We start from the raw sequence: 24,870 nt of genomic DNA, 5'->3' as shown, positions 1-24,870 counted from the left end.
AGCTAGGGCGGGTTCAGGAGATCTGGGCCGCGTGCATCTCGGCGTAGGCGTCGAAGCGGCTCTGCTCCGGCTGCGGGGCGGGCTGCGGGGCCGGTGGCTGCGCTGCCGCGGGGCACCGGTAGTTGTAGTCGAGGTTCCCTGCGGTGAACTGGGTGGTCGTGACGGTCGCCCCGGGCGTGAGGGGGTCGGACGCGCAGTACTCCTGGGCAGAGGACACAGATTCTGCACCCGCCAGCCAGTTCTTGAGCCGGTAGAGGCTGCTGGCGGGGGCGATTTCGCCTGCAATCCCACCGAATTGGTACCCCGTGGAATAGATGCCTACCTCTGCGCCGGCGCCCACCAGGTAATCGGTCATGCCTTCCAGTTCCGCTGCGTTCGCGGTCTTGTCCGATAACCAGCTGTTTCCCGTTTCGACGTCCAGCCACCACATGCGGCCCACTGTGTAGCCACCCGCTTGCTTCAAAATCACGACGTCATTGAAGGCCATGGCGTACCCATGGACGTAGGCGCAGGCCGGGGACGCACTACCGTCGCACATTCCGTAGGGGTTGCTGATGCCATTGCCCAGGTAGGTGTTGGCAGCCGGCCACCATGGGGTCTCAACAGGCCCCGTCGCCGCGGTGTTCACATACACGGCAGTAGGTGTGCCCCCCGTTGCAGCCGGGGTGCGGTCCGCCCAGGCCAGCTGGTCAGCCAGGCACGGGTTCACCGTGTCGGGCCTCCCCCCGTTCACTCCGACAATCGCGAACGCCGGGGGTGCAGGCAACTCACCGCCGCACTGGGGCCAGGAGATGTCATTGCCGAGAACCGCTTCCGTGGGCGCGGCGGCTGTTTCTGCGTCTGCGTTCGCCGGGCCCACCTGGAGGGCGAACAGCAGACAGGCAGCGACCAGGATTCTTACCGGCTTCATTCTTCGACCCCGAGCTTCCGTAACTGACAGCAATGGGCACTTCGGTGGCCCACGGGAAGCAGCCTAGGAAGCGTGGCCCTGAGGGGTCATGGGTGGCCGGTACTGGAATTTTGGAGGCTATCGGGGGAAACAAGGCGGAGGTGTACCCGATTCTGCGCCTACTCCTACTTGGGCGGGCAGGTTCCGGTTGCGCGGGTCAACGCCGGCCGCCCGGCAGCAATCCTGCCACCAGCGAGACCAGGGAGATGATGATCGCTGCCAGCACCGCCGTCCAGAAGAAGGAATCGATGCTGAGGTGGATGGGCGTGTAACTGCTGAGCCACGCGGTCAGGTACAGCATGGCGGCGTTGATGACGATGGCGAACAGCCCCAGCGTCAGGATGGTGATCGGCAGCGCAAGGAGCCTGACCAGCGGCCGCACGAAGGCATTGACCACGCCGAAGATGAGGCCGATGAAGAGATAGGCGAGGATGATGCCGATCGTATCCGCGTCCTGCGAGATGCCGGACCTGGCCACGGCGTCGGATGTTGCAGTGCTCGAGATGTCCATCCCAGGCAAGATCCAGCTGGCCACCCAGAGGGCTGCGGCGTTGACGACGATCCGGAGAATAAGCGAACCCATGCCACTAGGCTAGTGGCCATGACCCCATCTGAGACCAGGGCAGGCGGAATCGCGCCGCGCCCGGTGCTGGACCGGCTGCCACGTTACGCTGCGGGCAAGCCCCCCGCGGCCGTCGAGGGAATGGCCAGCTACAAGCTGTCCTCGAACGAGAACCCGTTGCCCCCGATTCCCGCCGTCGTGGAGGCCATCGCCAGCCAGACGGACTTCAACCGCTACCCCGACCCGTTGAGCAGCAAGCTGCGTGCCGCGCTCGCCGACTTCCTCGACGTGCCCGCGGAGGACATCGTTACCGGAGCCGGCAGCCTGGGCGCGCTGAACCAGATCCTCGCTGCGTTCGCCGGACAGAACGAGGACGGCAAGGCGGACGAGGTCATCTATGCGTGGCGGTCATTCGAGGCCTACCCCATCAGCGTGGGACTGGCAGGCGCGGAAAGTGTCCGGATCCCGGTCACGGCAGACGGCAGGCATGACCTCGACGCCATGGCGGCCGCCGTCAGTGCCCGGACGAAGGTGATCCTTCTCTGCACACCCAACAACCCCACCGGTCCGGCCCTGAAGACGGCCGAGACCGAAGCATTTATCCGGTCCGTCCCGGCCGACGTGGTGGTGGTGATCGACGAGGCATACCAGGAATTCGTCCGTGCCGGGGACGCTGTGGACGGAATCTCGCTCTACCGCAAGTACCCCAACGTGGTGGTGCTGCGGACCTTTTCCAAAGCACACGGCCTGGCAGGACTCCGGGTGGGCTACAGCGTCTCCCACCCGGAACTGACCCAGTACCTGCGGGTGGCCGCAACACCGTTCGCGGTGTCCCAAATTGCGGAAAAAGCAGCGGTCGTGTCGCTGCAGAATTATGCCCAGGTTGTGGAAAGGGTACAAAGGCTCGTCGATGAGCGGGAGCGCGTTGCCAGTGGGCTGCGGGAGATCGGGTGGGACGTACCGGACGCGCAGGGCAACTTTGTGTGGCTGGCGCTCGGTGCTGAAAGCGCCGCATTCGCAGAGCTGGCGGCGGCGCAGGCGCTGTCGGTGAGGGCGTTTCCGGGAGAGGGCGTCAGGGTGAGCATCGGGGAAGTGGAGGCCAACAGCCGCTTCCTCCAATTGTGTGCCGACTATACAAAGGCGTCCGCCACTTCCTAGCGCTTAACAAGTAGCCCTTCCGCTACTTACCGAAGATAAAGTTAGGATCAGTAAGCCATTGTATATGCCTTGCCGGGAATGTATTCCCGTTGAGGCATATATCCCAGCGACATTTGCATTGCATCGGATGCGGCAAGCGAGGAGACGGTATGGGCACTCATCTGCCTTCCACCGAGTTCGACGGAACAGCGGTAGACGACCAGCGGGAGGCTGACGCTGAGGCCGTCATGGGTGATCCCACGGCCCAGATGGTGCAGCTGCTCGGCCCGGACGGGAAATTGGGCACCGATCCGCTGTTCAGCGACTATGCGGACAAGCTCACGCCGGAAGCCCTGCGGGGACTCTACGCTGACATGGCCGCCATCCGCCGCTTCGACATCGAAGCCACCGCCCTCCAGCGCCAGGGCCAGCTTGCACTGTGGGTGCCGCTGACGGGCCAGGAAGCCGCCCAGATCGGTTCCGGCAGGGCGAGCCAGCCGCAGGACTACATCTTCCCCACCTACCGTGAACACGGCGTGGCCCTGACCCGCAACGTTGACCTGGCCGAGCTGCTCCGCCAGTTCCGCGGCGTGTCCAACGGCGGCTGGAACCCCAGGGAAACCAACTTCCACCTCTACACCCTGGTCCTGGCCGCGCAGACGCTGCATGCGGTGGGCTACGCGATGGGAATCCAGCGCGACCAGAAGCTGGCCGGTACGGGCGGCAACGAGCCGGACGCCGCCGTCATTGCCTACTTCGGCGACGGTGCCAGCTCGGAAGGCGACGTCCACGAATCAATGGTCTTCGCGTCCTCCTACAACGCGCCCGTGGTCTTCTTCTGCCAGAACAACCACTGGGCCATTTCCGTGCCCACCAACGTCCAGACCCGGGTTCCGCTGTCCAACCGGGCCAAGGGCTACGGCTTTCCCGGCATCCGCGTGGACGGCAACGACGTCATCGCGGTCCACGCCGTCACTGAATGGGCACTGGAACACGCCCGCCAGGGCAAGGGCCCGGTCCTGATCGAGGCCTTCACCTACCGGGTTGGTGCCCACACCACTGCCGATGATCCCACCAAGTACCGCCACTCCGACGAAGAAGACGCGTGGCGGGCCAAGGATCCGCTCTCCCGGCTTGAGAAGTACCTGCGTGCGGAGGCCCTGGCTGACGACGCTTTCTTCGCCAAGGTCAAGGCCGACGGCGATGAGCTCGCCGCCTACGTCCGGCGCACCGCACATGATCTTGAGAACCCGGACATCCGGCAGGCCTTCGCCAACGTCTACGCCGAAGCACACCCGCTGGTGGCCGAGGAACTGGCATGGTTCGAGGAATACGCTGCGGGATTCGCCGGCGAGGAAGAGACCGCCGCGCAGGCAGCAAAGGCAGGCCACTGATGACAACGATGACCATTGCGAAGGCCATCAACGAGGGCCTGCGGGCCACCCTGGCCGCCAACCCGAAGGCGCTCCTCATGGGCGAGGATATCGGCCCCCTGGGAGGTGTCTATCGCGTCACTGACGGGCTGATCGGCGAGTTCGGCCCTGACCGTGTGGTGGATACCCCGCTGGCCGAATCCGGCATCATCGGCACGGCCATCGGCCTGGCCCTGCGCGGGTACAGCCCTGTGTGCGAGATCCAGTTCGACGGTTTCGTCTTCCCCGGGTTCAACCAGATCACCACGCAGCTGGCCAAGATGCACGCACGCAGCAACGGCAACCTGACGGTTCCCGTCGTCATCCGCATCCCATACGGCGGGGGCATCGGCTCGGTGGAGCACCATTCCGAATCACCCGAAGCGCTGTTCGCCCACACCGCCGGTGTGCGCATCATTACCCCGTCCAATCCGCACGACGCCTACTGGATGATCCAGCAGGCCGTGGAGTGCCAGGATCCGGTCATTGTCTTTGAACCGAAGCGCCGCTACTGGCTCAAGGGGGAGGTCGATGTTGCCGGTCCGGGTCCATCAGCCGATCCCTTCAAGGCACACGTCCTGCGTGAGGGCACCGACGCCACCATCGTGGCCTACGGCCCGCTGGTCCCCGTGGCCCTTGCCGCAGCCAACGCCGCGGAAGAGGACGGCAGGAGCGTTGAAGTCATCGACCTTCGCTCCATCTCGCCCATCGACTTCGATACCGTCACGGCCTCGGTGCAGAAGACCGGCAGGCTGATCGTGGCCCACGAAGCCCCCACGTTCGGCGGCATCGGCGGGGAGATCGCGGCCCGCATCAGTGAGCGCGCCTTCCACTCACTGGAGGCACCCGTGATCCGCGTTGGCGGCTTCCACATGCCCTATCCCGTTGCCAAGGTGGAGGAAGACTACCTTCCCGACATCGACCGCATCCTGGAGGCGCTGGACCGCGCCCTCTCCTACTGAGGACACCATGACCCTTAATAAGTTCAACCTGCCCGACGTCGGCGAGGGCCTTACAGAGGCCGAAATCGTCTCCTGGAAGGTCAAGCCCGGCGACGCTGTCGCCATCAATGACGTCCTCTGCGAGATCGAAACCGCCAAGTCGATCGTGGAACTGCCGTCCCCGTTTGCCGGGACGGTCAGCGAACTCCTGGTGCAGGAAGGGGTGACCATCGACGTCGGCACCGCCATCATCAGCGTCAGCGACGACATCTCCGGCGACCCGACGCCAGCTGACGTCCGCGCGCCGGAAGTAGCTGCACCGCCAGTACAGAAGGCCCAGCCGGTACCGGAAGTGCAGCCTCTTTATGGCAAGCTGCCCGACGGCGGCGCACAGGACAATGCCCAGGAAAGTGCCCCGGCGGGTGGTCCCCTGGTGGGCTCGGGTCCCAAGGCCGACGCCGTCAAGCGGCGCCCGCGGAAGGCAACGCCCGCCGCGGCCGTGTCCGTGAACGCCCCGGAGGTGGAACCGGTGCAGCCCCGCTCCGCGGCTGAAGTCACCCAGGCCCCCGCGCAAGCCGCAGCGCCCGCAGAGGCTGCCGCCGTCGTCGACAATCGGCCTACCCTTGGCGCTTCCATTACGGGGCTGGTCAACCGCGTCCTGGCCAAACCGCCGGTCCGCAAGATCGCCCGCGACCTGGGCATCGACCTTGCCGACGTGGTGGCCACGGGTTCGCGCGGCGAGGTGACGCGGGAGGACCTGGTGAGCTACCAGGCCCAGCGCGACGCGGAACTGGACAAGGCCGACGGCTTCTGGGGCAAGGCCGGGAAGCCGCAGGACCAGCGGGTGGAGCGGATCCCGGTCAAGGGCGTCCGCAAAGCCACGGCCAAGGCGATGGTGGAATCGGCTTTCGCCGCGCCGCACGTGAGCATCTTCGTGGATGTTGACGCCAGCCGCACCATGGAGTTCGTCAAGCGGCTCAAGTCTTCCCGCGACTTCGAAGGCATCAAGGTCTCACCGCTTCTCATCCTGGCCAAGGCCGTCATCTGGGCCGCCGCCCGGAACCCCAGCGTCAACGCCGCCTGGGTGGACAACGCAGACGGGACGGCCGAGATCCAGGTCAAGCACTTCATGAACCTGGGCATCGCCGCGGCAACCCCGCGCGGCCTCATGGTCCCCAACATCAAAAACGCCCAGGACCTGTCCCTGAAGGAACTTGCGCTGGCGCTGAACAACCTGGCCACCACTGCCAGGGCCGGGAAGACCCAGCCCGCCGAGATGCAGGGCGGAACCCTTACCATCACCAACATCGGGGCGCTGGGCATCGATACCGGCACGCCCATCATCAACCCGGGCGAGGTGGCCATCGTGGCCTTCGGCACCATCAAGCAAAAGCCCTGGGTCCTTGACGGCGAGGTCATTCCGCGCTGGATCACCACGCTTGGCGGATCGTTCGACCACCGCGTTGTGGATGGTGATCTGTCTGCCCGCTTCATGGCCGATGTCGCGGCCATCCTGGAAGAGCCAGCGCTCCTCCTGGACTAGGCGGTGGCCATCGGCGGACCGGTCCGCACCAAGAACCTCACGGCCAGGTGGCTGACGGAAGCGTTCCAGCCGCCGGTGGTGGTCAGCATCCAGCTTTTGATCAGCTCCCTGCCGGAACCGGGTTTCCCCGGAACTGTCGGCTACGGCGCGCTGGCGGCCCTGTTCGTGTGCGTGCTTCCCCTTTTCCTGCTCCTGATCCTGGTCAGGCGGGGCAAGGTCACGGACCACCATGTCAGCGACAGGAAGCAGCGCGCGCCGGTGCTTTTGATGGCACTGGGCTGCATCGCGCTGGGATTGCTGGTGCTGTCTGCGGTGGGGGCACCGCAGAGCGTGGTCGCCATGGTGCTGGCAGTCGTAGGGGGAGTGGCGGTGCTGGCCGCCGTCAGCCCGTTCTGGAAAATGAGCGGCCACGCCGCCGCCATCTCCTGCTCGGCGGTGGTCGCCGTATTGATGCTCGGGGCTGCATGGGCGCCGTTACTGCTGCTGGTCCCGGCCGTCGGCTGGTCCCGGGTGGTCCTGCGCGCACATTCCGTGGCGCAGGTAGTGGCCGGATCGCTCTTCGGGGGCCTGGTGATGGCCGGAATTTGGTGGCTGTTGAAGGGCTGGCTGGTCGGCTGACGGGCCCGGGAAGCCTCGGGAGGGTGGGAGCCCTAGAACGTGGAGTAGGCGGCGAACGCCTCGAGGATGGCCGGGTCTGCCGTGGTCCCCAGCAACACTGCAGCTGCGGTCATCAGGACGCCCATGCCGCCGGCCATGCCCGCCCACGCGGTCAGGAGCTTCCAGTCCTCGCGCAGGACACTGCGGACGGTGTGCGGAAGCTGGAGGTTCGGAGCGATGAGGTTGGGGGCGCTGTCCAGGCTGCCGTCATCGAGCAGGGCCACCACGCGGTCGTTGCTGCGGTCCACGCGCATGGAGCTGATGTGGTTGCCGTGGCGCGCGAGGAGGATGTCGTGGCCTACGAGCTGGCGGCGCTGGAGGGTGATCAAGTCAAAAGCCCCTTTGGTGGCGGTGGATTTCGGATGTCCACGCCTTTGGGGCCTATTCAATTTTATCGTTGCGCCTGCAGCTGAATTGGTGATATAGGCGTGAGAACGGACACCCCCCTCAGCGATTCGCACCACCAGGGGGAGTGTCCGGCGCAACTCTCAGTCGGCGTCGTACGTGTTGGCGATGTAGACGTCGCAGGGAGCGTTGTGGGCAACGCTGTTGGCCACGCTTCCCAGCACACGGCCGATGCCGTGCATCCGGCGGTTTCCCACCACGATGATCCTGGCGTCCATGCGGACGGCTTCCTTGATGAGGGCGTCCGCCGGCCGGCCCCGCGCGGCGGTGTAGGTCACCGTGATGTCCCGGCCGAGTGATTCCGCCACTGTCCTCGCAACCTGTTCGGCGGCGTCCGCATCCGAAACGATCCACTGGTCGGAGCCGCTGCCGAACACCTCTGTCCGGTCGCTGTCGAAGGCCGACACCACGTGCAGCGAGGCGCCAAGCGCCGCGGCAAGGTCCCAGGCGGACTCGGCCGCCTTCTTTGCGGTTTGGCTGCCGTCAACGCCCACAACGATAATTCCGGCCATATGCATGCTCCTTTGCTCGGTTTACGGCAATCGTGAGGCTTACGCTACAGGGCGGCCATGGCTTCCTGAAGCACCGGCGCCAGTCGCCGCACCCCTTCGGTGATAGCTTCCGGACCCACGGCACTGAAGGCCAGCCGGAGCTTGTTGGACGGATCGTCCGACGGCGTGAAGGCGGCACCGGGGATAAACACCACTCCCGCGTCGATCGCCTTGTGCAGCAGTGGATACGTGTCAATGCCCTCCGGCAGCGTTACCCAGACGAAGAACCCGCCCTGCGGGGTGGTCCACGTGGTTCCGGCGGGCATGTATTCCTTGAGGGCGGCGAGCATGGCGCGGCAGCGTTCGGCGTAGAGCCCGCGGTAGGTCTCGATCTGGCCCTTCCAGTCGTAGTCGCGGAGGTAAGCGGAGACCAGCATCTGGTTCAGGGCCGGCGGGCAGAGCGTCACCGATTCCGCGGCAAGGTAATAGCGCCGCTGCAGGTGCTCGGGCACGAGTGCCCATCCGATCCGCAGCCCGGGGGCAAAGATTTTGGAAAAGGAACCCAGGTAAATGACGTCGTCGGGATTGTCCGCCCGGAGGGGGGCAAGTGGCTGGCCTTCGAAGCGCAGCAGCCCGTAGGGATTGTCCTCAAGGATCAAAATATTCGCACGGCGGCATATGTCCACTATTTGCTGGCGGCGCTCCCTGGCCAGCGTGATCCCGGAAGGGTTGTTGAAGTTGGGGATGGTGTAGAGGAACTTGATGCTCTTGCCGGCGAGCTGGAGCGCGGCAATCCGGGCTTCGAGCAGTTCGGGGACCAGGCCGTACCCGTCCATTTCAACTGTTTCCACCTGGACCTGGTAGGACTCGAAGGTGTTCAGTGCGCCAACGTAGGTGGGGTCCTCCACCAGTACCACGTCGCCGGGGTTGCAGAACAGTTTGGTTGCGACGTCCTGCGCGGACTGGGAACCGGCCGTGATCACCACGTTGCGGGGCGAGGCGTCCTTGATGCCCTCCGCGGCCATTACCTCGCAGATCTGCGTGCGCAGTTCTTCGGTTCCCTGCCCCGGGCCGTACTGCAGCGCCGTCAGCCCGTCTTCGGAAATGATTTTGGCAGCCGTTGCGGCCAGGCGTTCCATCGGCAGTGACTGGAGGTAGGGGCTGCCGCCGGCCAGTGAAACCAGCCCGGGGCGGAGCGAGATGTCGAAGACATCCCGCACGGCAGACTGCCGGATGTTGGCCGCCCGTTCGGAGAACAGTTCCTCATGGCGGTGGGCCGAGGTGGCGGCGCGTTCGATGGCATCAATGGCTTCGGCTGGCAGCGTGCCTGCCGCGGCATCAAGTGTTTCGTGGCTCACACCCACAGGATACAGCTGTTAGTTGCCTAAAAAGCAACGACTGTTGTTGATTGCGCACCTGTTGTTGGGACTACTTCACCTTGAGGGCGTCCGCCAGGCTCTGCCCGTTGACGTGGATATCGGCGCGGATGGCACCCACCGCCGCCACCGCCGTCTGCGTCAGTTGCGCCTCGATGCGGGGCGCGTCGCAGGGGCTGTCCGGCCGCAGTGATCCCGTCAGGTAGAGAGTTACCGTGGTGCCGTCGAAGCTGCCGGAGAGGAAGGTCAGCCGTGAACCTGCCAGCGCGTTGTACAGCCGGGGCAATGCGGTGCCGGTGGCCTGCGGCGCCTGCGGGCTGGCCAGCAGGGCGGACACCGATGAGGCGAGTGCGTCACCGGATGCGGGACCGGTCGTGGGAAGCGCTACCAGGCTGTCATTGCAGCCGAAGCGGACGCCGCGGCTGCCGCCGTCGGCCGGAAGCACGTAGTACGCAGTCACGGGCCGGGTTGGCGCGGTGCCCGGGCCGCCGCTGCCGACAAGCCTGCCTTCGGGGGAGGCCTGTGGCGCGGCGGGAACTGCCGTGACGGACGGTGCCGCGCCACGGAGGCCCGCTGCGGCCGGGCTGGAAGAAGCCCCAGGCTCCACCGGGGGCTGGTCCGTGCAGCCGCCGAGCGCAACGGGCAGGGCCAGGCAGGCGGACGCAGCCAGCAGGCCGGCCGCGTATGCCTGCCGGTTCCATCCGTCTGCCATCCTGCACCGCAATCCGCTCCCGGGAACTTGAGGGGATTAACGCTACGGTCCCCGCCTCCCGCATGGATGTCTGGCAGGTACCGGTTGGGACAAGAGTTGGTCACGGACCGTACCCGGATGCGCCAGTGCCCGGCACGCCATGGCGTGCCGGGCACTGGAAGCCGTGCGTCAGGCTGCGGGGCTGGAAGCGGCGAGGGCGTCGAAGATGCCCTTGATCTGCTCCACGATCTCGGCGTCGTCCTTAGGGTGGATCTCCGCGAAGCGGACCATGGAGCCAGGGACGGCAAGCTTGACGTCCCCGAGCACCTCGGCGCCGGCGATACCCACGGCCTTGCGGGCCTCGTCCTGGGCCCAAACGCCTCCGTACTGTCCAAAGGCGGTGCCGACGACGGCGGTGGGCTTGCCTGCCAGCGCACCCGCGCCGAAGGGGCGCGACAGCCAGTCGATGGCGTTCTTCAGCGCGGCCGGAACGGTGCCATTGTGTTCAGGGGTCACGAGCAGGATGGTGTCCGCCTCGTTGGCTGCGGCGCGCAGGGCGGCTGCGGCGGCAGGTACCTGGCCGTCGACGTCGATGTCTTCGTTGTAGAACGGGATGTTGCCGAGGCTTTCGTGGATCACCACGTCCACCTGCTCGGGGGCGTTGAGCTGGATCGCTTCGGCAAGCTTCTGGTTGGTGGATTCGGCACGAAGGCTGCCGACGAGGGTAAGTACGGTGCTCTTGGTCATTGAGGCTCCTGGGTAGGGCCGCGGCGGGCCGCGGGACGAACAAAATTTCAGGCTTTTCAGGCCTTCACCAGACTAAACGGACCGTAGTCCGGTTCTATTCCCCGCGGCTACACTGTTTTTGTGAGCCTGATCCCAATGCGGCCGGGAACCGGCCCGGCCGCGCCCGCCGAACGCAGCGATGCCGCCCGGAACCGGGAGCGCCTGGTGGCGGCTGCCCGGGAGTTGATTGACGAGTGCGGGGCCGAAGGGCTCACCATGGACCGGCTGGCGGAGCGGGCGGGGGTGGGCAAGGGAACGGTTTTCCGCCGCTTCGGAAGCCGGGCGGGCCTGATGCTGACGCTGCTCAACGAGTCAGAGGCCGCCTTCCAGTCCCGCTTCCTCTTTGGGCCTCCACCACTGGGCCCTGGCGCCCCCGCGCTTGACCGCCTTGTTGCTTTTGGGACTGAACGGATCGCGTACGTCGTCGCGTACGGGGATCTTGTGCTTGCCGCCGAAGTTGCGTCGCGGGGCCGTTTCGAGGTGCCCGCCGCGGCACTCTGGAACAGGCATGTCGAAATGCTGCTCCGGGAGGCCCGTTTTGGATCCTCCGATCCCTGGCTCATGGCCGGTTCCCTGACTGCGACGCTGGACCCCGGGCGGCTCCTGCACCTTGTCCGGGAGCATGGCGTGACAAGCGCACAGCTCGCCGCCTCGTGGCGGGATCTTGTCACACGAGTAGTGGGCGGCGGGTAGATTACGCGCCTGGAGCCCCCCGCGTCCAGTCACACCAACTTCACAGAACTATTCATAACGATCTGATACGGCGCGCCGGATTTCAGGGGATTACCGCGCTTTTCGGGCTGGGGCTTGTGATAGTTTCCTCTGGAATGTGACCCGCGACATAGTCCACCAGGACCGGCCCTTGGGCTGCGGGAGGCCAGCTACCCGCTGGTACAGGACCCGGTGAGGCGGCACAATCCGTGCTTGTCCGGGGGAGACGGAAGGATCCAGCAGTGATGGTTGAGTTGGCCAGCGGCATGGCATACCAGCGGACACCGGGGTGTTCCTCCGTTCGGCACCCGGCGGCGCTGCCGGAGAAATAGCGCGCCATGCTCAAGTACCTCGCAAAGCGCGGCATCACGTACCTGGTCATGATTTTCCTGACCACCTCGGCCGGATACTTCCTGGCCGTCAGTTCGCTCAAGCCGGCGCTGCTGGAACAGGAACGCATTCCCCGGCCCACCCCGGAGCAGGTGGCCAATTCCATGCGCCTCAAAGGGCTGGACCCGGACCTGAGCCCGTGGGAACGGTACGTCGACTGGCTCACCGGCATCGTGACCCGGTGGGACTGGGGCCGGAGCCCCAACGGGGCCTATATCAACGCCGAATTCGGTGACCGGGTCTGGATCTCCACCCGGCTCTTCCTGGCATCGATCATCCTGACCCTGGTCATCGGCGTCGCACTTGGCGTCTACTCGGCGGCCCGCCAGTACAAATTCCAGGACCGGGCCATCACCTCCTACAGCTACCTGGCCTACATCGTCCCGGCCCCCATCGCCTACTTCCTGGTGCAGCTGGGCGCCATCAACATCAACGAGACCGTGGGCAGCCGCATCTTTTTCGTCACCGGCATCTCCACCCCGGGCATATCGCCCGGGTGGCCCCAGTTCGTTGACCTGTTGGCGCACTACGTCGTGCCCACCCTCGCCATCACCCTCGTGGGCTGGGGCGCCTACCAGATTGCGCAGCGCCAGTACCTGCTGGACAACGTCAACGCCGACTTCGTCCGGACCGCACGTGCCAAGGGCCTGAGCCGGAACCAGGCGATCGCCCGGCACGCGCTCCGGGTCTCATTCATCCCGGTCGCCCAAAGCATCGCCTTCACCATCCCGGCCATCTTTGCCGGCGGCTTCTTCGCCGAAAAGATCTTCGCCTGGCCCGGCGTCGGCTCCTGGAGCATCGACGCCATCTCGCTGCAGGACGTCAATGCCGCCACGGCCACGCTCGCTTACGGCTCCGTCATCTTCGCCATCGGCGCCATCCTGGCGGACTTCGCCACCACGCTTGTCGACCCGAGAGTGCGGGTGCAGTAACAATGACCAACCTGAACGCCGTCGACCCGGCAGCCGTGGCCCAGGACGCGCACCTGGAAAGCGCCGACGTCGTCATCGGAAAATCCACCATCATTTTCCGCCGCTTCCTCCGGAACAAGACAGCGGTGGCCGGCCTGGCCATCTTCCTGGTCCTGACTCTTTTCTCGTTCATCGGCGGGTTTTTCACTCCCTGGGACAAGGAAACCATCGACCCCTTCAACATCGGGATGCCGCCCTCCGCCGAGCACTTCCTCGGCACCTCCCAAGCCGGCATCGACCTCTACGCCATGACGGTCGAAGGCACCAGGATCTCCATCCTGATCGGCCTTGTGGTGGGCCTCGTCTCGGTCCTGATCGCCGCCGTCTACGGCTGCACCATGGCCTACTTCGGCGGCAACGTGGACAAGGTGATGCTGTTCGTCCTGGAGGCCTTGATCATGATGCCGGCGCTCCTGGTGGTGGCCGTTGCCACCAGCGGCGGCGGCGCGGGCCTGAAACGCGACCTTCCGTCCTGGCTGCTGCTCATCATCGTCCTGCTGGTCTTCAGCTGGATGGGCACCGCCCGCTTGATCCGTTCCATGTCCATGTCCCTGATGCAGCGGGACTTCGTCAAGGCGGCCCAGTACATGGGCGTACCGCCGCGGCGCATCGTCTGGCGCCACCTCGTGCCGAACATCGGATCGCTCCTGATCCTGGACATCACGCGGGGCGTCACCGCGGCGATCCTTGCCGAAGTTGCCTTCTCCTTCATCGGCATCGGCATCAAAGTCCCGGACGTAAGCCTCGGGGTGCTGATCGGGGGCGCCACCTCCCAGGTCCAGACATTCCCCTGGATGTTCTGGGTTCCGCTCACTGTCATGTTCCTGCTGACGGGTTCACTGGCCATGATGAACGACGGCCTGCGCGATGCCTTCGACCCCAGCTCCAGTTCCACCGGCGAGGCACGGCAGGCCAAAATCCGGAAAACCCGCGCGGAAAAGAAGACGGCATGAGCAGCGAAACCACCACCGGAGCCACGGGACCAGCACGGCCGGAGGTGGAGCGCCTGCATGTGGCAGGGTTGCACGCCCCTGCCGACGCAGTCTTGTCGGTCCGTGACCTGAATGTTCGCTTCAATTCAGAGAATGGTGTGGTCCACGCCGTACGTGGCGTCGACTTGGACCTGATGCCCGGCAAGACCCTGGGAATCGTGGGTGAATCAGGCTCGGGCAAGTCGGTCACCTCCCTGGCCATCATGGGCCTCCTCCCGTCCACGGCCGAGGTTTCCGGCTCCGTCCGCCTCAAGGGCCGCGAACTGCTGGGACTGAGCGACAAGGCCATGTGCGAATACCGCGGCAATGAACTCGCCATGGTCTTCCAGGACCCGCTGTCCTCCCTCACCCCCGTCTTCACCGTCGGCACCCAAATCATCGAAGCGCTGACCATCCACCATCCGGCCATGAGCCGGAAAGCCAAGGAGGCGCGCGCCGTCGAACTTTTGGCCATGGTGGGTATCCCCAGCCCCAAGGACAGGCTGCGTGCCTTCCCGCACGAGTTCTCCGGCGGCATGCGGCAGCGCGTGATGATCGCGATCGCCATCGCCAACAACCCGCGTGTCCTCATTGCGGATGAGCCGACGACGGCACTGGACGTCACGATCCAGGCCCAGGTGCTTGAGGTGCTGCATACCGCCCAGGAGGAGACCGGCGCCGCCGTCGTCATGATCACCCACGATCTCGGCGTGGTTGCCGGGATGGCGGACGACATCATGGTCATGTACGCGGGCAAGCCCGTGGAGACCGGTGCCGTGGACGATATCTACTACGACCCGCGGATGCCGTACACCATGGGGCTGCTCGGAGCCGTGCCGCGCGTGGACGTGGCGGAAAAGTCTTCGCTCGTTCCCATCGAAGGCATGCCCCCGAACCTGCTCAACACGCCCACCGGATGCTCGTTCGCGCCCCGCTGCCCGCTGGCCTCGGACGCATGCCTTGATGGCGAACCCGCCCTGGCATCCGTCGACGGCCAGGGACTGCACAGTGCCGCCTGCATCAAATCCGACGCCCTGGGCGGGGACGTGGATGTCCACGACGTGTTCGCGGCCCCGCCCGTGCCGGTGTCCCGCTTCGACGCGGTTCCCCGGGCCGAGCGGACCACCGTGTTGCAGCTCAAGGACGTGAAGAAGCACTTCCCGCTGACCAGGGGTGCGCTGATCAAACGCAGGATCGGTACCGTCAAGGCCGTGGACGGCGTGAGCTTCGACATCCGCGAAGGCGAATGTTTCTCCATCGTGGGCGAATCGGGTTCCGGCAAGACCACCACCCTGCTGGAGATCATGGAGTTCCACCAGGACCAGGACGGCGAGGTGGTGATCGGCGGCCTCAGCAACAAGCAGGCGGCGGACGCGAAGACCAAGGCAAGGATGCGCCGGGAACTCCAGATGGTGTTCCAGGACCCCACCGGCGCCCTGGACCCCCGGTTCACCGTGTACGAAGTCCTCGCCGAGCCACTGCAGAACGCCGGCATGGACCGGGCGGCCATCAGGAAGCGGATCATGGAGCTGATGAAGCTCGTGGGCCTGCAGCCGGACCACGTCAACCGCTTCCCCAACCAGTTTTCCGGCGGGCAGCGGCAGCGCATCGGGATAGCCCGGGCACTGGCCGTCAACCCTAAGCTCGTGGTCCTGGACGAACCCGTCTCGGCCCTGGATGTTTCGGTCCAGGCCGGCGTGATCAACCTCCTGGACCACCTCCGCGCGGAACTCGGCCTGAGCTACCTGCTGGTGGCGCACGATCTCTCGGTGGTCCGCCACATTTCGAACCGGGTGGCCGTGATGTACCTCGGGAAGATCGTGGAAATCGGCGAGGTGGACAGGGTCTTTGACAACCCGCGCCACCCCTACACCCGGGCGCTCCTCTCGGCAATCCCGGTGCCCGACCCGCGGCTGGAACGGACCCGGGAGCGCATCATCCTCCAGGGCGACCTCCCGTCGCCGCTGCAGGCGCCCAAGGGCTGCAACTTCGCCACCCGTTGCCCTGTCTTCGCCGCGCTGCCGCCGGCGAAGCAGGAAAAGTGCCTCAGCCTGGAACCGCCGTTGGAGTCCGTCAGGCCTTCAGCGGCCGCGCAGGCCCTGCAGAATGCCCCCGTACACCCGTACGACCAGCGGTTCGCGTGCTTCTTCCCGGACGGCGCACTGGATGAGGACATGCTGGTGGTCCACGAACCGGCGGAGAACCATGCACCCTAGATTTTTCAGCCCCACAAGCACCACCACTCGCACCAATGAAGGGAAAACCATGAGGAAACTGAACAGGATCGGCGGAGCTGCAGCCGTTGCTGCGGCCCTGGCGCTGACAGCGTGCGGCGGTGGCGGTGCCAGCGGCCCCGAAACGGCCAAGGGGCAGGAGGCAGGCAGCGACCTGTCCAAGCTCATCAGCATCAACGAGAAGCCCGCCGCGGATCTTCAGCAGGGCGGCAAGGTCACCCTTCCGCTGGGCAACATCGGGCCGGACTTCAACGGGTTCTCCAACAACGGCAACAGCGCGGACAACTCTGCCCTGCAGGTTCCCATGAACCCGGTTGCCATGAACAGTGGCGGCATCGGCGGCTGCTGGAAGGTGGACTTCAAGGGCAAGGTCACCCCCAACAAGGACTTCTGCGAGTCGGTGGACAGCCAAGTCAAGGACGGCAAGCAGACCATCACCATCAAGGTGAACCCCAAGGCCACCTACAACGACGGCACCCCCATCGACGTCAAGGCCTTCAAGAACACCTGGAACATCCTCAAGAGCCCCGACGCCGGCTACGACATCGTCAGCTCCGGTGCCTACGAGTTCGTTGACTCCGTCGAGGCAGGAAGCAGCGACAAGGAAGTCATCGTCAAGACCAGCCGCCCGGTCTTCCCTGTGGATTCGCTCTTCTTCGGACTCATCCACCCCGCCGTTAACACCCCGGAGATCTTCAACGAAGGCTTCAACGGCAACCTGCACCCCGAGTGGATGGCCGGCCCCTTCAAACTTGACCAGTACGACACGGCCGCGAAGACCGTGACCCTGGTGCCGAATGACAAGTGGTGGGGCGCCAAACCGGTCCTGGCAAACGTGACCTTCCGCCAGCTGGAAACCAGCGCGCAGATCGCCGCGTTCAAGAACGGCGAGATCGACGCCATGTCCGCCAACACCATTTCCCTCTACAAGCAGCTGGACGGCACCAAGGATTCCGACATCCGCCGCGGCCAGCGTCTCTTCGCCGGCGGCATGAACCTGAACGCCCAGCGCATCACCGACGTTGCAGTCCGCAAGGCCATCTTCGCCGCAGTGGACCGCGAGGCGCTGCGCAAGGTGCGCTTCAACGGCCTTAACTGGGAGGAGCCGAGCTCCGGTTCCATGATGCTGCTGCCGTTCTCCGAGTACTACCAGGACAACTACCCGGTCAAGGAAACGGGGCCGGACGCCGCCAAGAAGGTCCTCACCGACGCCGGCTACACGGCCAACGCCAACGGCATCATGGAGAAGGACGGCAAGCCGGCTGCCTTCAAGATCAGCAACTTCGGTGACGACCCCACCACCCTCGCCTTCACCCAGACCCTGCAGAAGCAGCTCCAGGCAGGCGGCATGGACGTGGGCATCGACCAGCGCGCCTCCGCCGACTTCGGCAAGGTCCTCGGTTCCCGCGAGTTCGACATGAGCGTCTCCGGCTACACGGTGGGCGCGGACGCCACGGACGCCGTCAAGCAGTACTACGACTCCAAGACCAACGAGAACAAGCTGGGCGATGCCGAGCTGGACAAGAAGATCGCGGACCTTGCCTCCATTGAGGACAATGCAGCACGCAACAAGGCTGCGATGGACGTGGAGAAGGAGCACATGGCGAAGTACTTCTCCATGGGTGTGGTCATGAACGGCCCGCAGATCTCCTTCGTCCGCTCCGGCCTGGCCAACTACGGCCCCTCCCTGTTCCAGAGCAACTCACAGGTGCCGGACTGGACCACCATCGGCTGGGAAAAGAAGTAGCCGCCGGCTGATAGCGCCAGCCGCATAACGGAAGCCGGCACCTCCTGGCCACAGGGGGTGCCGGCTCGCTGTTTAGGACCGCCGGACCGTTTAAGACTGCCGGCCCGGGGTAGCGTTGCTTCCATGACCGGGACTGAAGCTGCACCCCGCACTATCCGCACCGCCGTCGTCGGCTACGGGCTGTCCGGCAGCGTCTTCCACGCGCCGCTCATCGCGGCGAACGACAGCTACGCGCTGAAGGTGGTTGCCACGTCCGACGCCGAGCGGCAGAAGGCCGCCCTGGCGCGGCTTCCGGACGTTGACGTTGTGCGCGACGCCGACGCTGTCCTCCGGCGGGCAGATGGCCTCGACCTCATCGTGCTGGGCACGCCGCCCGCAACGCACTATCCGTACGCCAAGGCGGCGTTGGAGGCGGGGCTGGATGTAGTCGTGGACAAGCCGTTCGCCGTCACCAGCAAGGAGGGGCAGGAACTGATCGGACTCGCCGGGCGGCTTGGCCGGGTACTGACGGTGTTCCACAACAGGCGGTGGGACGGGGACTTCCTTACCCTGCGGAAGCTCCTGGCCGCCCAGGCCCTGGGCCATGTCACCAGGTTCGAGTCGCGGTTGGAGCGCTGGTCACCCACGATTACCAAGGCCTGGAAGGCCAGGGCCACGGCCGCGGATGGAGGCGGTGCGCTTTTCGACCTAGGCAGCCACCTGATCGACCAGGCGCTGCAGCTTTTTGGCCCTGCCCAGGTGGTGCACGCCGAGTTGCGCGCCCGCAGGTCCGACGAGCGCGCGGACGACGATGTGTTCCTGGTTTTGCGGCACGAATCCGGGGTAACCAGCCACCTGACAATGAACATGCTGTGCGCCCAGCAGGGCCCGCGGTTCCGGGTGCTGGGTTCGGTGGGCGGCTTCACCAAGAACGGGGTGGACCCGCAGGAGCCCTACGTCGCGGCCGGCGGCAGTCCCCTCGATGCGGACTATGGTGTTGAGGCGCGGGAATGGGCAGGGCTGCTGGGCCGCGACGGGCACCTCGCAGCCCTGCCCACTGAACGCGGAAACTACCCCGAGTTCTACCGGATCCTGGCGGAGAAGATCCTCGACGGCGGAACAGCGTCAGCCCTGCCCCTCCCGGTAAACCCCGAGGACGCGGTCGAGGTCCTGAAGATCATCGAGGCTGCCCGCGACCTGGCTAAGAACCAATCGATTGCTCCCTAACCGCCGTTTTGGGGTTCAAATGGACAGCTACGGAGCAATCGATGGATGGGACTAGGCCGAAACCAGTTCGTGCCAGTCGGCAACGAGGGGCAGGTTGTGGGCCTCGGACACGGAGTGGTGTGCCACGTGGCCGGCGGCGATGTTGAGGCCGGCGGCCAGGGCGGGGTCGCGGTCGAAGGCGGCCTTGACGCCCAGGTTTGCCAGTGCAACGGCGTAGCGCAGGGTGACGTTGGTCAGCGCGTAGGTCGACGTGTTGGGGACGGCGCCGGGCATGTTGGCCACGCAGTAGAAGATGGTGTTGTGCACCTTGTACGTGGGTTCCTGGTGCGTGGTGGGGTGGGTGTCCTCGAAGCAGCCGCCCTGGTCCACTGCGATGTCCACCAGGACCGAGCCGGGCTTCATCCGGGCTACGAGGTCGTTGGTGACCAGCTTGGGGGCCTTGGCGCCGGGGATCAGCACAGATCCGATAACCAGATCGGCATCCACCACTGACTTCTCGATCTCGTACTTGTTGGACGCAACGGTCTTCAGCCGGCCCTGGTACTGGGCGTCGAGGTCGCGGAGGCGGTTGATGTTGATGTCCAGGATGGTCACGTCGGCACCCAGGCCCAGGGCCATGGCTGCAGCGTTGGTGCCGGCCACGCCGGCGCCCAGGACGACAACCTTGGCGGGGCGGACGCCGGGCACGCCGCCCAGCAGCACGCCCTTGCCGCCGGCAGGTGCCATGAGGGAAGAGGCGCCAACCTGGACGGAAAGCCGGCCGGCAACCTCGGACATGGGGGCCAGCAGCGGCAGGCTGCGGCCTTCCTGCACCGTCTCGTAGGCGATGGCGGTGACGCCGGAGTTGATGAGCTCGCGGGTCAGTTCGGGCTCGGCCGCCAGGTGCAGGTAGGTGAAGAGGATCAGGCCCTTGCGGAAGCGGTGGTATTCGGCCTTGATGGGCTCCTTGACCTTCATCACCATGTCCGCGCGGCCCCAGACGTCATCCGCCTCGTTGACGATCACGGCGCCTGCGATGGCGTATTCCTCGTCCGTGATGCCGGACCCCAGGCCCGCGCCGCGTTCCACCAGGACGGTGTGGCCGTGGGTGCGGAACTCGTGGACGCCGGCGGCGGTGATGGCCACCCGGAATTCGTTGTTCTTGATTTCTTTGGGGACGCCGATGATCATCGTGTGCTCCAGGTTCTGGGCCGGTGGGCCGGAAAGATGGAAGGATTTCGTGTTTCAACGATAAATCCGGCTGTGAGCCAGCCAACACGATGGTTTCGGAGGTGAGGAGCGAAAACCGCGCCATTCCGCGGGTTTTTCACCGCTTAGCTCGACATTCGTCGAGTCTTGGGGCGGCAAGTGTCGCCTGCTGTCCGTTCGTCCGGCCTGCGCCGCAGGCAGTAATGTGGGCGCATGCAGCAGCAGGGTGTGGAAGAGCTCGTGGAACAGGTGGCGCAAAAGCTGGGCCGGGGCCTGTCGCTCGAGGACCTGGACGGGCTGCTGCTGGCCTACAGCTCCAACCAGTCCCACGCCGACCGGGTGCGCGTGAACTTCCTGCTGAGCAAGAAGGTCCCTGCGGACGTGAGTGCGTGGCAGCTGTCGCACGGCATTGCCACGGCTGTGCGGCCCGTGGTGGTTCCGGCAAACCCGGACCTGGGCATGCTGGGCAGGGTCTGCGTGCCTCTGATGGTGCGCGGCTTCCGCGTTGGCTACCTGTGGGTGCAGCAGGACTCCGCGGAGGAAAGCCCGACGGCGATCCTCACCCAGCTGCCTGCCGTCAACCACGAGCTTGAGCTGCTTTCTGGGCTCCTGCTGGACTCCAACACTGCCGAATCCGAATTCCGGCGGGGCCGGGAGCGGGAATTCCTCTCAGCCTGTGCCGGCGAGCCCAACGCCGTGGCTGCCGTAGCGGGCTGGAAGGAAGTCCAGGGCCGCGGCCCGTGGCAGATGGTCACGGTGCTCGATGCCGACGGCTGGGCCAGCGGTCCGGACCCCATCGCGTCCACCCTGATCCACCGGTCAACAGCGCTCCAGGCAACCGTGGGCATGGACGCGGCCCTGTTCAGTGCGGGCACCGAAACCCACTCGGTGGTGCTGTTCCGCGAATCCACCGGCCGGGCCAACCACGCCCAGCTCCTGGTCCACTACCAGCTGGAACTGGCCAAGCGGTCCGGCCGCCCCGTGCACAGAATCATCCTGGGGATCAGTGAGGGGTTCGCGAAAACCCGCCAGCTGTCCGAGGCCTACCGCCAGTCTCGGGTGGCAGCCCAGGCGGCCGCCGTCGATCCCCAGCTCGGCGAACTGGTGGACTGCCGGTCCATTGGCGTGTACCAGCTGCTGGCCTCGGCCGGGGGAGGGGTGGGGGCCTGGGCGGATTCCGGCTCCGTCTACTTCCGGATGCTTGAGGACCATGACCGCAACAATGAGCTCATCCCCGTCCTGGAACTGCTGTACGACAACGACGGCGCAGTCCAGGACGTGGCCACCAAGCTCCACCTGCACCGCAGCAGCATCTATAACAGGCTGGGCCGGATCCGCCAGCTGCTGGGGGTGGATCCGCTGAAGGGCATGGTCCGCCTGGAACTGCACGCCGCGCTCAAGATGCGGCGCTGGGCCAGCCGGCCCAGGATCTGAGGTCAGCCCTGCACTGAGGTCAACCCTGCACTGAGGTCATCCCTGTACCGAGGTCAGCCCTGCACGGCGGGAATGGCCGCAAAAGCCGCGATGGCCTCCGCAACCTCCCGCGGCCGCAGGTGCTGGACCACGTGGCCGGCGCCCGGGATCTCCACGAACCGCCCCTGCGGCACAACGATGGAAAGCCGCATCGACCATTCCGGGCCGGCCACCTGGTCCCGGCTACCACGCAGGACCAGCACGGGCACGTCGATTCCGGCCAGGCGCTTTTCCGTGGGGTAGGCCATCATGACGGGAAGCTCGGTGAAGTACCAGCGCGGCCCGCACCGGAAGTAGTCCGAGAACACTATCCAGTTGGACCCCGCACTCTCCCGCAGGAGGGCGTCCAGGGACAGGGCCAGCGCCTGGCGCCTGACGCTTCTGTGCCGCTCATCCACCACCGGGCCCATGAGCACCAGTTTCTGCGCCTGCGCCGGCGCGTGGAGTGCGGCCTCGATGGCAAACTGCACGCCCATGGAATGGCCCACCAGGATGTAGGAACGGATGCCGTTGGCCTTCAGCGCCTGGGCGATGAAGGTGCCGTAGTCCGCCACGGAAAGCTGGCGGCCGGGACGGGGTGTTCCGGCGAAACCAGGCAGGTCGACGGAGTAGGTCGGGGCGGTGCGCGACAGCTCAAGGTGCAGCCGGCGATGGTAGCGGTGGGAAACGCCGATGCCGTGGACCAGGATGTAGGCCGGAACTGCCGGGGCCGCCGCTGCGTCCGGTCCCGGGGCCGGGGTGCCGTCGGTCCAAAGGATCCGGCCTGTGAAACCGTGGGCCTCCACGTCGGCGGAGTGCAGCTCAGCGTCGTTCCGGCGCCCCCAGGCCGATGAGGTACGCACTAAGCTCCCGTGCCGGCGTCGACCCCGGCGTTCTTGCCCTGCTTGCGCTTCTGTTCGGCTATCTTCTGCTTCTCGAGCCACGCCATGATGTCAGCCGTCCGGATGCGGCGGTGCGAGCCGCGGTACTCCACCGGGATCTCACCGCGGTCCGTCATGTTGCGCAGGTAGGTGTGCGAGATCCCTGCCAGCTCGGCTGCCTGCGAGGTGGTGAGCATTTCCTCGACGCTGCTGACCGTCACCGTTTCGCCTCGGCTGAGCCGGGAAAGGAGGTCCACGACGGCGTCCCTCGCCTGGGCAGGCAGGCGGTGGACCGTGCCGTCCACGAAGACGGTGATGTCGTTGCTGTCCGCGAGGGCGCGCGCGAGGCTGCTCGCCTCGCCGGCAGGGAGGCCGGCCGTGACCCGGGGGGCTATCAGTGCCATGGACGTAGCCTATCCCGCGGCGCGGCCGGCCTTGGCCGCCTGTTGGGTCAGAGGCCCAGTTCGTCCAGGACAGGCAGCTTTTCCCGGACCCATGCCCGCGCCTCGGTGGCGCTGGGTGCGGACAGGGCCAGCTTGGCCAGTTCCTGGGCTTCGGACAGGGTGACCGTCTTCAGGACCGCGGCCACGGCGGCCAGGGAGCGGGCCGTCATGGAGAGCGTGGTGACACCCAGGCCGGTGAGGACGACGGCGAGGGCGGGGTCGGCGGCCGCCTCGCCGCAGACGCCCACGGGCTTGTTGTGGCCTTCGGCCCGCGATCCTTCAACCGTGAGCCCGACGAGCCGCAGCACCGCAGGCTGCCACGGGGTGTTGAGGTTGGCGAGCGGGCCCAGCTGGCGGTCGGCAGCCATGGCGTACTGCGTCAGGTCGTTGGTGCCCAGGCTCGCGAAACCCACCTCGCGGAGGATCGATTCCGCGGTGAGGGCCGCGGAGGGGACCTCCACCATGACCCCGGGGGTCTTGATCCCGGCGTCGGCGCACATGGAGGCAAACCGGGCAGCTTCCTCGGCGGTGGAAATCATCGGCGCCATGACCCAGACGTCCGCTTCGGACTGGTTCGCTGCCAGGGCGATGGCCTCCAGCTGGCGGTCCAGGACGCCCGGCGTGGTGAAGTCGGTCCGGTAGCCGCGGACGCCCAGGGCCGGGTTGGGCTCGGTGGAGTCGGTCAGGAACGGCAGGGGCTTGTCCGCCCCGGCATCCAGCGTGCGCAGGACGACCTTCTTGCCGGGGAAGGCATCGAAAACGCTCTTGTACGCTGCGGCCTGCTCCTCCACGGAAGGTTCCGTGTCCCGCTCCAGGAAGCAGAATTCGGTGCGGAACAGGCCCACGCCCTGGGCGCCGAGCTTGGCTGCAGCCTCGGCGTCCTTGCCGCCGCCCACGTTGGCGAGCAGCGGCACTTCGTGGCCGTCCGCCGTCGTGCCCGTGCCGGTGAATTCGGACAGCAGCGAGGCTGTGGCTGCCCACGCCTCCGCTGCGGCGCGCAGGGAGTCGTCGGGTTCAGCCGTGACCGTGCCTGCCGCGCCATCAACAAACACCTCGGTGCCGTCCGCGATGTCATCCACCCCTACAGCGGCGACGACGGCGGGCAGGCCGAGCGAACGGGCGATGATGGCGGTGTGCGACTGGGGGCCGCCGCCGGCGGTGACAAGGGCCAGGACCTTGTTGGGGTCCAGGGTTGCGGTGTCAGCGGGGGCCAGGTCATCGGCCACCAGGATGAATGGGGTGGCTGAAGCCGGGATGCCCGGTGCAGGAACGCCGCGCAGTTCGGCCACGATCCTGGCGCGCACGTCCAGGACGTCCGTGGCGCGTTCGGCCATGTAGCCACCCAGGTTGTGCAGCATTTCAGAGACGGAGGAACCGGACTCCCAGATGGCCCGCTCGGCGGAGGCGCCCCGGGCAACAAGCTTGGCGGCACCCTTGATCAGCATGGTGTCCTTGGCCATCAGGGCTGTTGCCTCCAGGACGGCCTTGCCGTCCCCGGTGGCGTGCGCGGCACGCGCCTTCAGCTCGTCGTGGACAGCCTGGGAGGCTGCCTTCAATGCTGCGGTGGCTTCCTCGGCGGTGGTGCCCGCGGCCAGCTGTTCACCGGCGGCAGGTTCGCTGATCGGTTTGGGCATCTGCCGGACGGTGCCGATGACGCGGCCTGGGCTGACGCCTACTCCTGGGAAGTTCTGCACTGAAGGTCCTCATTCTCTGCCGGTTTGCCAGG

23 protein-coding genes are annotated in these 24,870 nt (G+C 66.2%); 12 read left to right on the top strand and 11 right to left on the bottom strand.

Annotated features, from left to right (window positions below):
- Nucleotides 1-13: 13 nt before the first annotated feature.
- On the bottom strand, nucleotides 14-910 hold the full coding sequence (locus K4G53_RS04555) for a hypothetical protein (protein WP_221384316.1): 897 nt from the start codon (nucleotides 908-910) through the stop codon (nucleotides 14-16).
- Nucleotides 911-1,106: 196 nt separating this feature from the next.
- Nucleotides 1,107-1,532 (bottom strand): phage holin family protein, encoded by a 426-nt coding sequence (locus K4G53_RS04550; RefSeq protein WP_221384315.1) that lies wholly within the window; start codon nucleotides 1,530-1,532, stop codon nucleotides 1,107-1,109.
- A gap of 18 nt (nucleotides 1,533-1,550) precedes the next feature.
- Here K4G53_RS04550 and hisC point away from each other — a divergent pair, with 18 nt between their 5' ends.
- The 5 genes from hisC to K4G53_RS04525 all read left to right on the top strand — a co-directional run bounded on the left by hisC (nucleotide 1,551) and on the right by K4G53_RS04525 (nucleotide 7,162).
- On the top strand, nucleotides 1,551-2,669 hold the full coding sequence (gene hisC, locus K4G53_RS04545) for a histidinol-phosphate transaminase (protein WP_221384314.1): 1,119 nt from the start codon (nucleotides 1,551-1,553) through the stop codon (nucleotides 2,667-2,669).
- A 149-nt stretch (nucleotides 2,670-2,818) separates the two neighbouring features.
- On the top strand, nucleotides 2,819-4,042 hold the full coding sequence (gene pdhA / locus K4G53_RS04540) for a pyruvate dehydrogenase (acetyl-transferring) E1 component subunit alpha (protein ID WP_221384313.1): 1,224 nt from the start codon (nucleotides 2,819-2,821) through the stop codon (nucleotides 4,040-4,042).
- A complete protein-coding gene (locus K4G53_RS04535) occupies nucleotides 4,042-5,022 on the top strand; it encodes an alpha-ketoacid dehydrogenase subunit beta (protein WP_221384312.1) in 981 nt (326 codons plus the stop codon). Before pdhA ends, K4G53_RS04535 begins: the two co-directional genes overlap by 1 nt.
- A 7-nt stretch (nucleotides 5,023-5,029) precedes the next feature.
- The gene (locus tag K4G53_RS21430) at nucleotides 5,030-6,544 is read left to right on the top strand and encodes a dihydrolipoamide acetyltransferase family protein (RefSeq protein ID WP_221384311.1); all 1,515 of its coding nucleotides are present in this window, start codon (nucleotides 5,030-5,032) and stop codon (nucleotides 6,542-6,544) included.
- Between the two features lie 9 nt (nucleotides 6,545-6,553).
- Nucleotides 6,554-7,162 (top strand): phosphatase PAP2 family protein, encoded by a 609-nt coding sequence (locus K4G53_RS04525; RefSeq protein ID WP_374226149.1) that lies wholly within the window; start codon nucleotides 6,554-6,556, stop codon nucleotides 7,160-7,162.
- A 32-nt stretch (nucleotides 7,163-7,194) separates the two neighbouring features.
- On the opposite strand, the gene K4G53_RS04520 is transcribed toward K4G53_RS04525, so the two are convergent.
- The 5 genes from K4G53_RS04520 to K4G53_RS04500 form a co-directional block, all read right to left on the bottom strand.
- Nucleotides 7,195-7,530, bottom strand: a complete 336-nt coding sequence (locus K4G53_RS04520) for a hypothetical protein (RefSeq protein WP_221384309.1) — start codon at nucleotides 7,528-7,530, stop codon at nucleotides 7,195-7,197.
- Nucleotides 7,531-7,689: 159 nt separating this feature from the next.
- Nucleotides 7,690-8,118, bottom strand: coding sequence for a universal stress protein (locus K4G53_RS04515; RefSeq protein ID WP_221384308.1), 429 nt, complete (start codon nucleotides 8,116-8,118; stop codon nucleotides 7,690-7,692).
- Nucleotides 8,119-8,162: 44 nt separating this feature from the next.
- Nucleotides 8,163-9,455 (bottom strand): PLP-dependent aminotransferase family protein, encoded by a 1,293-nt coding sequence (locus K4G53_RS04510; RefSeq protein WP_221384307.1) that lies wholly within the window; start codon nucleotides 9,453-9,455, stop codon nucleotides 8,163-8,165.
- A gap of 70 nt (nucleotides 9,456-9,525) precedes the next feature.
- Complete coding sequence (locus K4G53_RS21220) at nucleotides 9,526-10,185, bottom strand: hypothetical protein (protein ID WP_260323237.1); 660 nt, start codon at nucleotides 10,183-10,185, stop codon at nucleotides 9,526-9,528.
- A gap of 168 nt (nucleotides 10,186-10,353) precedes the next feature.
- Nucleotides 10,354-10,911: an NAD(P)H-dependent oxidoreductase gene (locus tag K4G53_RS04500; RefSeq protein WP_221384306.1), complete on the bottom strand. Its 558-nt coding sequence runs from the start codon at nucleotides 10,909-10,911 to the stop codon at nucleotides 10,354-10,356.
- A gap of 120 nt (nucleotides 10,912-11,031) precedes the next feature.
- Here K4G53_RS04500 and K4G53_RS04495 point away from each other — a divergent pair, with 120 nt between their 5' ends.
- From K4G53_RS04495 to K4G53_RS04470, 6 genes are all read left to right on the top strand, one after another.
- Nucleotides 11,032-11,643: a TetR/AcrR family transcriptional regulator gene (locus K4G53_RS04495; RefSeq protein WP_221384305.1), complete on the top strand. Its 612-nt coding sequence runs from the start codon at nucleotides 11,032-11,034 to the stop codon at nucleotides 11,641-11,643.
- A 356-nt stretch (nucleotides 11,644-11,999) separates the two neighbouring features.
- A complete protein-coding gene (locus K4G53_RS04490; RefSeq protein ID WP_221384304.1) occupies nucleotides 12,000-12,983 on the top strand; it encodes an ABC transporter permease in 984 nt (327 codons plus the stop codon).
- A 2-nt stretch (nucleotides 12,984-12,985) separates the two neighbouring features.
- On the top strand, nucleotides 12,986-13,975 hold the full coding sequence (locus K4G53_RS04485; protein WP_221384303.1) for an ABC transporter permease: 990 nt from the start codon (nucleotides 12,986-12,988) through the stop codon (nucleotides 13,973-13,975).
- The gene (locus tag K4G53_RS04480; RefSeq protein WP_221384302.1) at nucleotides 13,972-16,209 is read left to right on the top strand and encodes an ABC transporter ATP-binding protein; all 2,238 of its coding nucleotides are present in this window, start codon (nucleotides 13,972-13,974) and stop codon (nucleotides 16,207-16,209) included. Before K4G53_RS04485 ends, K4G53_RS04480 begins: the two co-directional genes overlap by 4 nt.
- A gap of 49 nt (nucleotides 16,210-16,258) precedes the next feature.
- Nucleotides 16,259-17,974 carry an ABC transporter family substrate-binding protein gene (locus tag K4G53_RS04475; RefSeq protein WP_221384301.1) on the top strand — a complete coding sequence of 572 codons (1,716 nt, stop codon included), beginning with the start codon at nucleotides 16,259-16,261 and terminating at the stop codon, nucleotides 17,972-17,974.
- 123 nt (nucleotides 17,975-18,097) lie between these two features.
- Nucleotides 18,098-19,180, top strand: a complete 1,083-nt coding sequence (locus K4G53_RS04470; RefSeq protein WP_221384300.1) for a Gfo/Idh/MocA family oxidoreductase — start codon at nucleotides 18,098-18,100, stop codon at nucleotides 19,178-19,180.
- A gap of 51 nt (nucleotides 19,181-19,231) precedes the next feature.
- Here K4G53_RS04470 and ald read toward each other — a convergent pair whose 3' ends face one another.
- A complete protein-coding gene (gene ald, locus K4G53_RS04465; RefSeq protein ID WP_221384299.1) occupies nucleotides 19,232-20,350 on the bottom strand; it encodes an alanine dehydrogenase in 1,119 nt (372 codons plus the stop codon).
- A gap of 231 nt (nucleotides 20,351-20,581) precedes the next feature.
- Between ald and K4G53_RS04460 the strand changes: the two genes are divergently transcribed.
- On the top strand, nucleotides 20,582-21,802 hold the full coding sequence (locus K4G53_RS04460; protein ID WP_221384298.1) for a CdaR family transcriptional regulator: 1,221 nt from the start codon (nucleotides 20,582-20,584) through the stop codon (nucleotides 21,800-21,802).
- A gap of 53 nt (nucleotides 21,803-21,855) precedes the next feature.
- On the opposite strand, the gene K4G53_RS04455 is transcribed toward K4G53_RS04460, so the two are convergent.
- The 3 genes from K4G53_RS04455 to ptsP are packed head-to-tail and all read right to left on the bottom strand — an operon-like array spanning nucleotide 21,856 to nucleotide 24,838.
- Nucleotides 21,856-22,683, bottom strand: coding sequence for an alpha/beta hydrolase (locus K4G53_RS04455; RefSeq protein WP_308287820.1), 828 nt, complete (start codon nucleotides 22,681-22,683; stop codon nucleotides 21,856-21,858).
- Nucleotides 22,683-23,105, bottom strand: a complete 423-nt coding sequence (locus K4G53_RS04450; protein WP_221384297.1) for a helix-turn-helix domain-containing protein — start codon at nucleotides 23,103-23,105, stop codon at nucleotides 22,683-22,685. The genes K4G53_RS04455 and K4G53_RS04450 overlap by 1 nt, the downstream gene beginning before the upstream one ends.
- Before the next feature lie 47 nt (nucleotides 23,106-23,152).
- The gene (ptsP, locus tag K4G53_RS04445; protein WP_221384296.1) at nucleotides 23,153-24,838 is read right to left on the bottom strand and encodes a phosphoenolpyruvate--protein phosphotransferase; all 1,686 of its coding nucleotides are present in this window, start codon (nucleotides 24,836-24,838) and stop codon (nucleotides 23,153-23,155) included.
- Nucleotides 24,839-24,870 lie beyond the last annotated feature (32 nt).

Origin of the sequence: Arthrobacter sp. MAHUQ-56 (assembly GCF_019710585.1) — a bacterium.
Lineage (GTDB): Bacteria > Actinomycetota > Actinomycetes > Actinomycetales > Micrococcaceae > Arthrobacter.
This window is presented reverse-complemented; position numbering and strand designations above follow the sequence as displayed.

Excerpts from the sequence above, each read along its gene's own strand:
- K4G53_RS04555 (WP_221384316.1), bottom strand. The coding sequence starts at position 910 with ATGAAGCCGGTAAGAATCCTGGTCGCTGCCTGTCTGCTGTTCGCCCTC.
- K4G53_RS04550 (WP_221384315.1), bottom strand. The coding sequence starts at position 1,532 with ATGGGTTCGCTTATTCTCCGGATCGTCGTCAACGCCGCAGCCCTCTGG.
- hisC (WP_221384314.1), top strand. The coding sequence starts at position 1,551 with ATGACCCCATCTGAGACCAGGGCAGGCGGAATCGCGCCGCGCCCGGTG.
- pdhA (WP_221384313.1), top strand. The coding sequence starts at position 2,819 with ATGGGCACTCATCTGCCTTCCACCGAGTTCGACGGAACAGCGGTAGAC.
- K4G53_RS04535 (WP_221384312.1), top strand. The coding sequence starts at position 4,042 with ATGACAACGATGACCATTGCGAAGGCCATCAACGAGGGCCTGCGGGCC.
- K4G53_RS21430 (WP_221384311.1), top strand. The coding sequence starts at position 5,030 with ATGACCCTTAATAAGTTCAACCTGCCCGACGTCGGCGAGGGCCTTACA.
- K4G53_RS04515 (WP_221384308.1), bottom strand. The coding sequence starts at position 8,118 with ATGGCCGGAATTATCGTTGTGGGCGTTGACGGCAGCCAAACCGCAAAG.
- K4G53_RS21220 (WP_260323237.1), bottom strand. The coding sequence starts at position 10,185 with ATGGCAGACGGATGGAACCGGCAGGCATACGCGGCCGGCCTGCTGGCT.
- K4G53_RS04500 (WP_221384306.1), bottom strand. The coding sequence starts at position 10,911 with ATGACCAAGAGCACCGTACTTACCCTCGTCGGCAGCCTTCGTGCCGAA.
- K4G53_RS04490 (WP_221384304.1), top strand. The coding sequence starts at position 12,000 with ATGCTCAAGTACCTCGCAAAGCGCGGCATCACGTACCTGGTCATGATT.
- K4G53_RS04485 (WP_221384303.1), top strand. The coding sequence starts at position 12,986 with ATGACCAACCTGAACGCCGTCGACCCGGCAGCCGTGGCCCAGGACGCG.
- K4G53_RS04480 (WP_221384302.1), top strand. The coding sequence starts at position 13,972 with ATGAGCAGCGAAACCACCACCGGAGCCACGGGACCAGCACGGCCGGAG.
- K4G53_RS04475 (WP_221384301.1), top strand. The coding sequence starts at position 16,259 with ATGAGGAAACTGAACAGGATCGGCGGAGCTGCAGCCGTTGCTGCGGCC.
- K4G53_RS04470 (WP_221384300.1), top strand. The coding sequence starts at position 18,098 with ATGACCGGGACTGAAGCTGCACCCCGCACTATCCGCACCGCCGTCGTC.
- ald (WP_221384299.1), bottom strand. The coding sequence starts at position 20,350 with ATGATCATCGGCGTCCCCAAAGAAATCAAGAACAACGAATTCCGGGTG.
- K4G53_RS04460 (WP_221384298.1), top strand. The coding sequence starts at position 20,582 with ATGCAGCAGCAGGGTGTGGAAGAGCTCGTGGAACAGGTGGCGCAAAAG.
- K4G53_RS04450 (WP_221384297.1), bottom strand. The coding sequence starts at position 23,105 with ATGGCACTGATAGCCCCCCGGGTCACGGCCGGCCTCCCTGCCGGCGAG.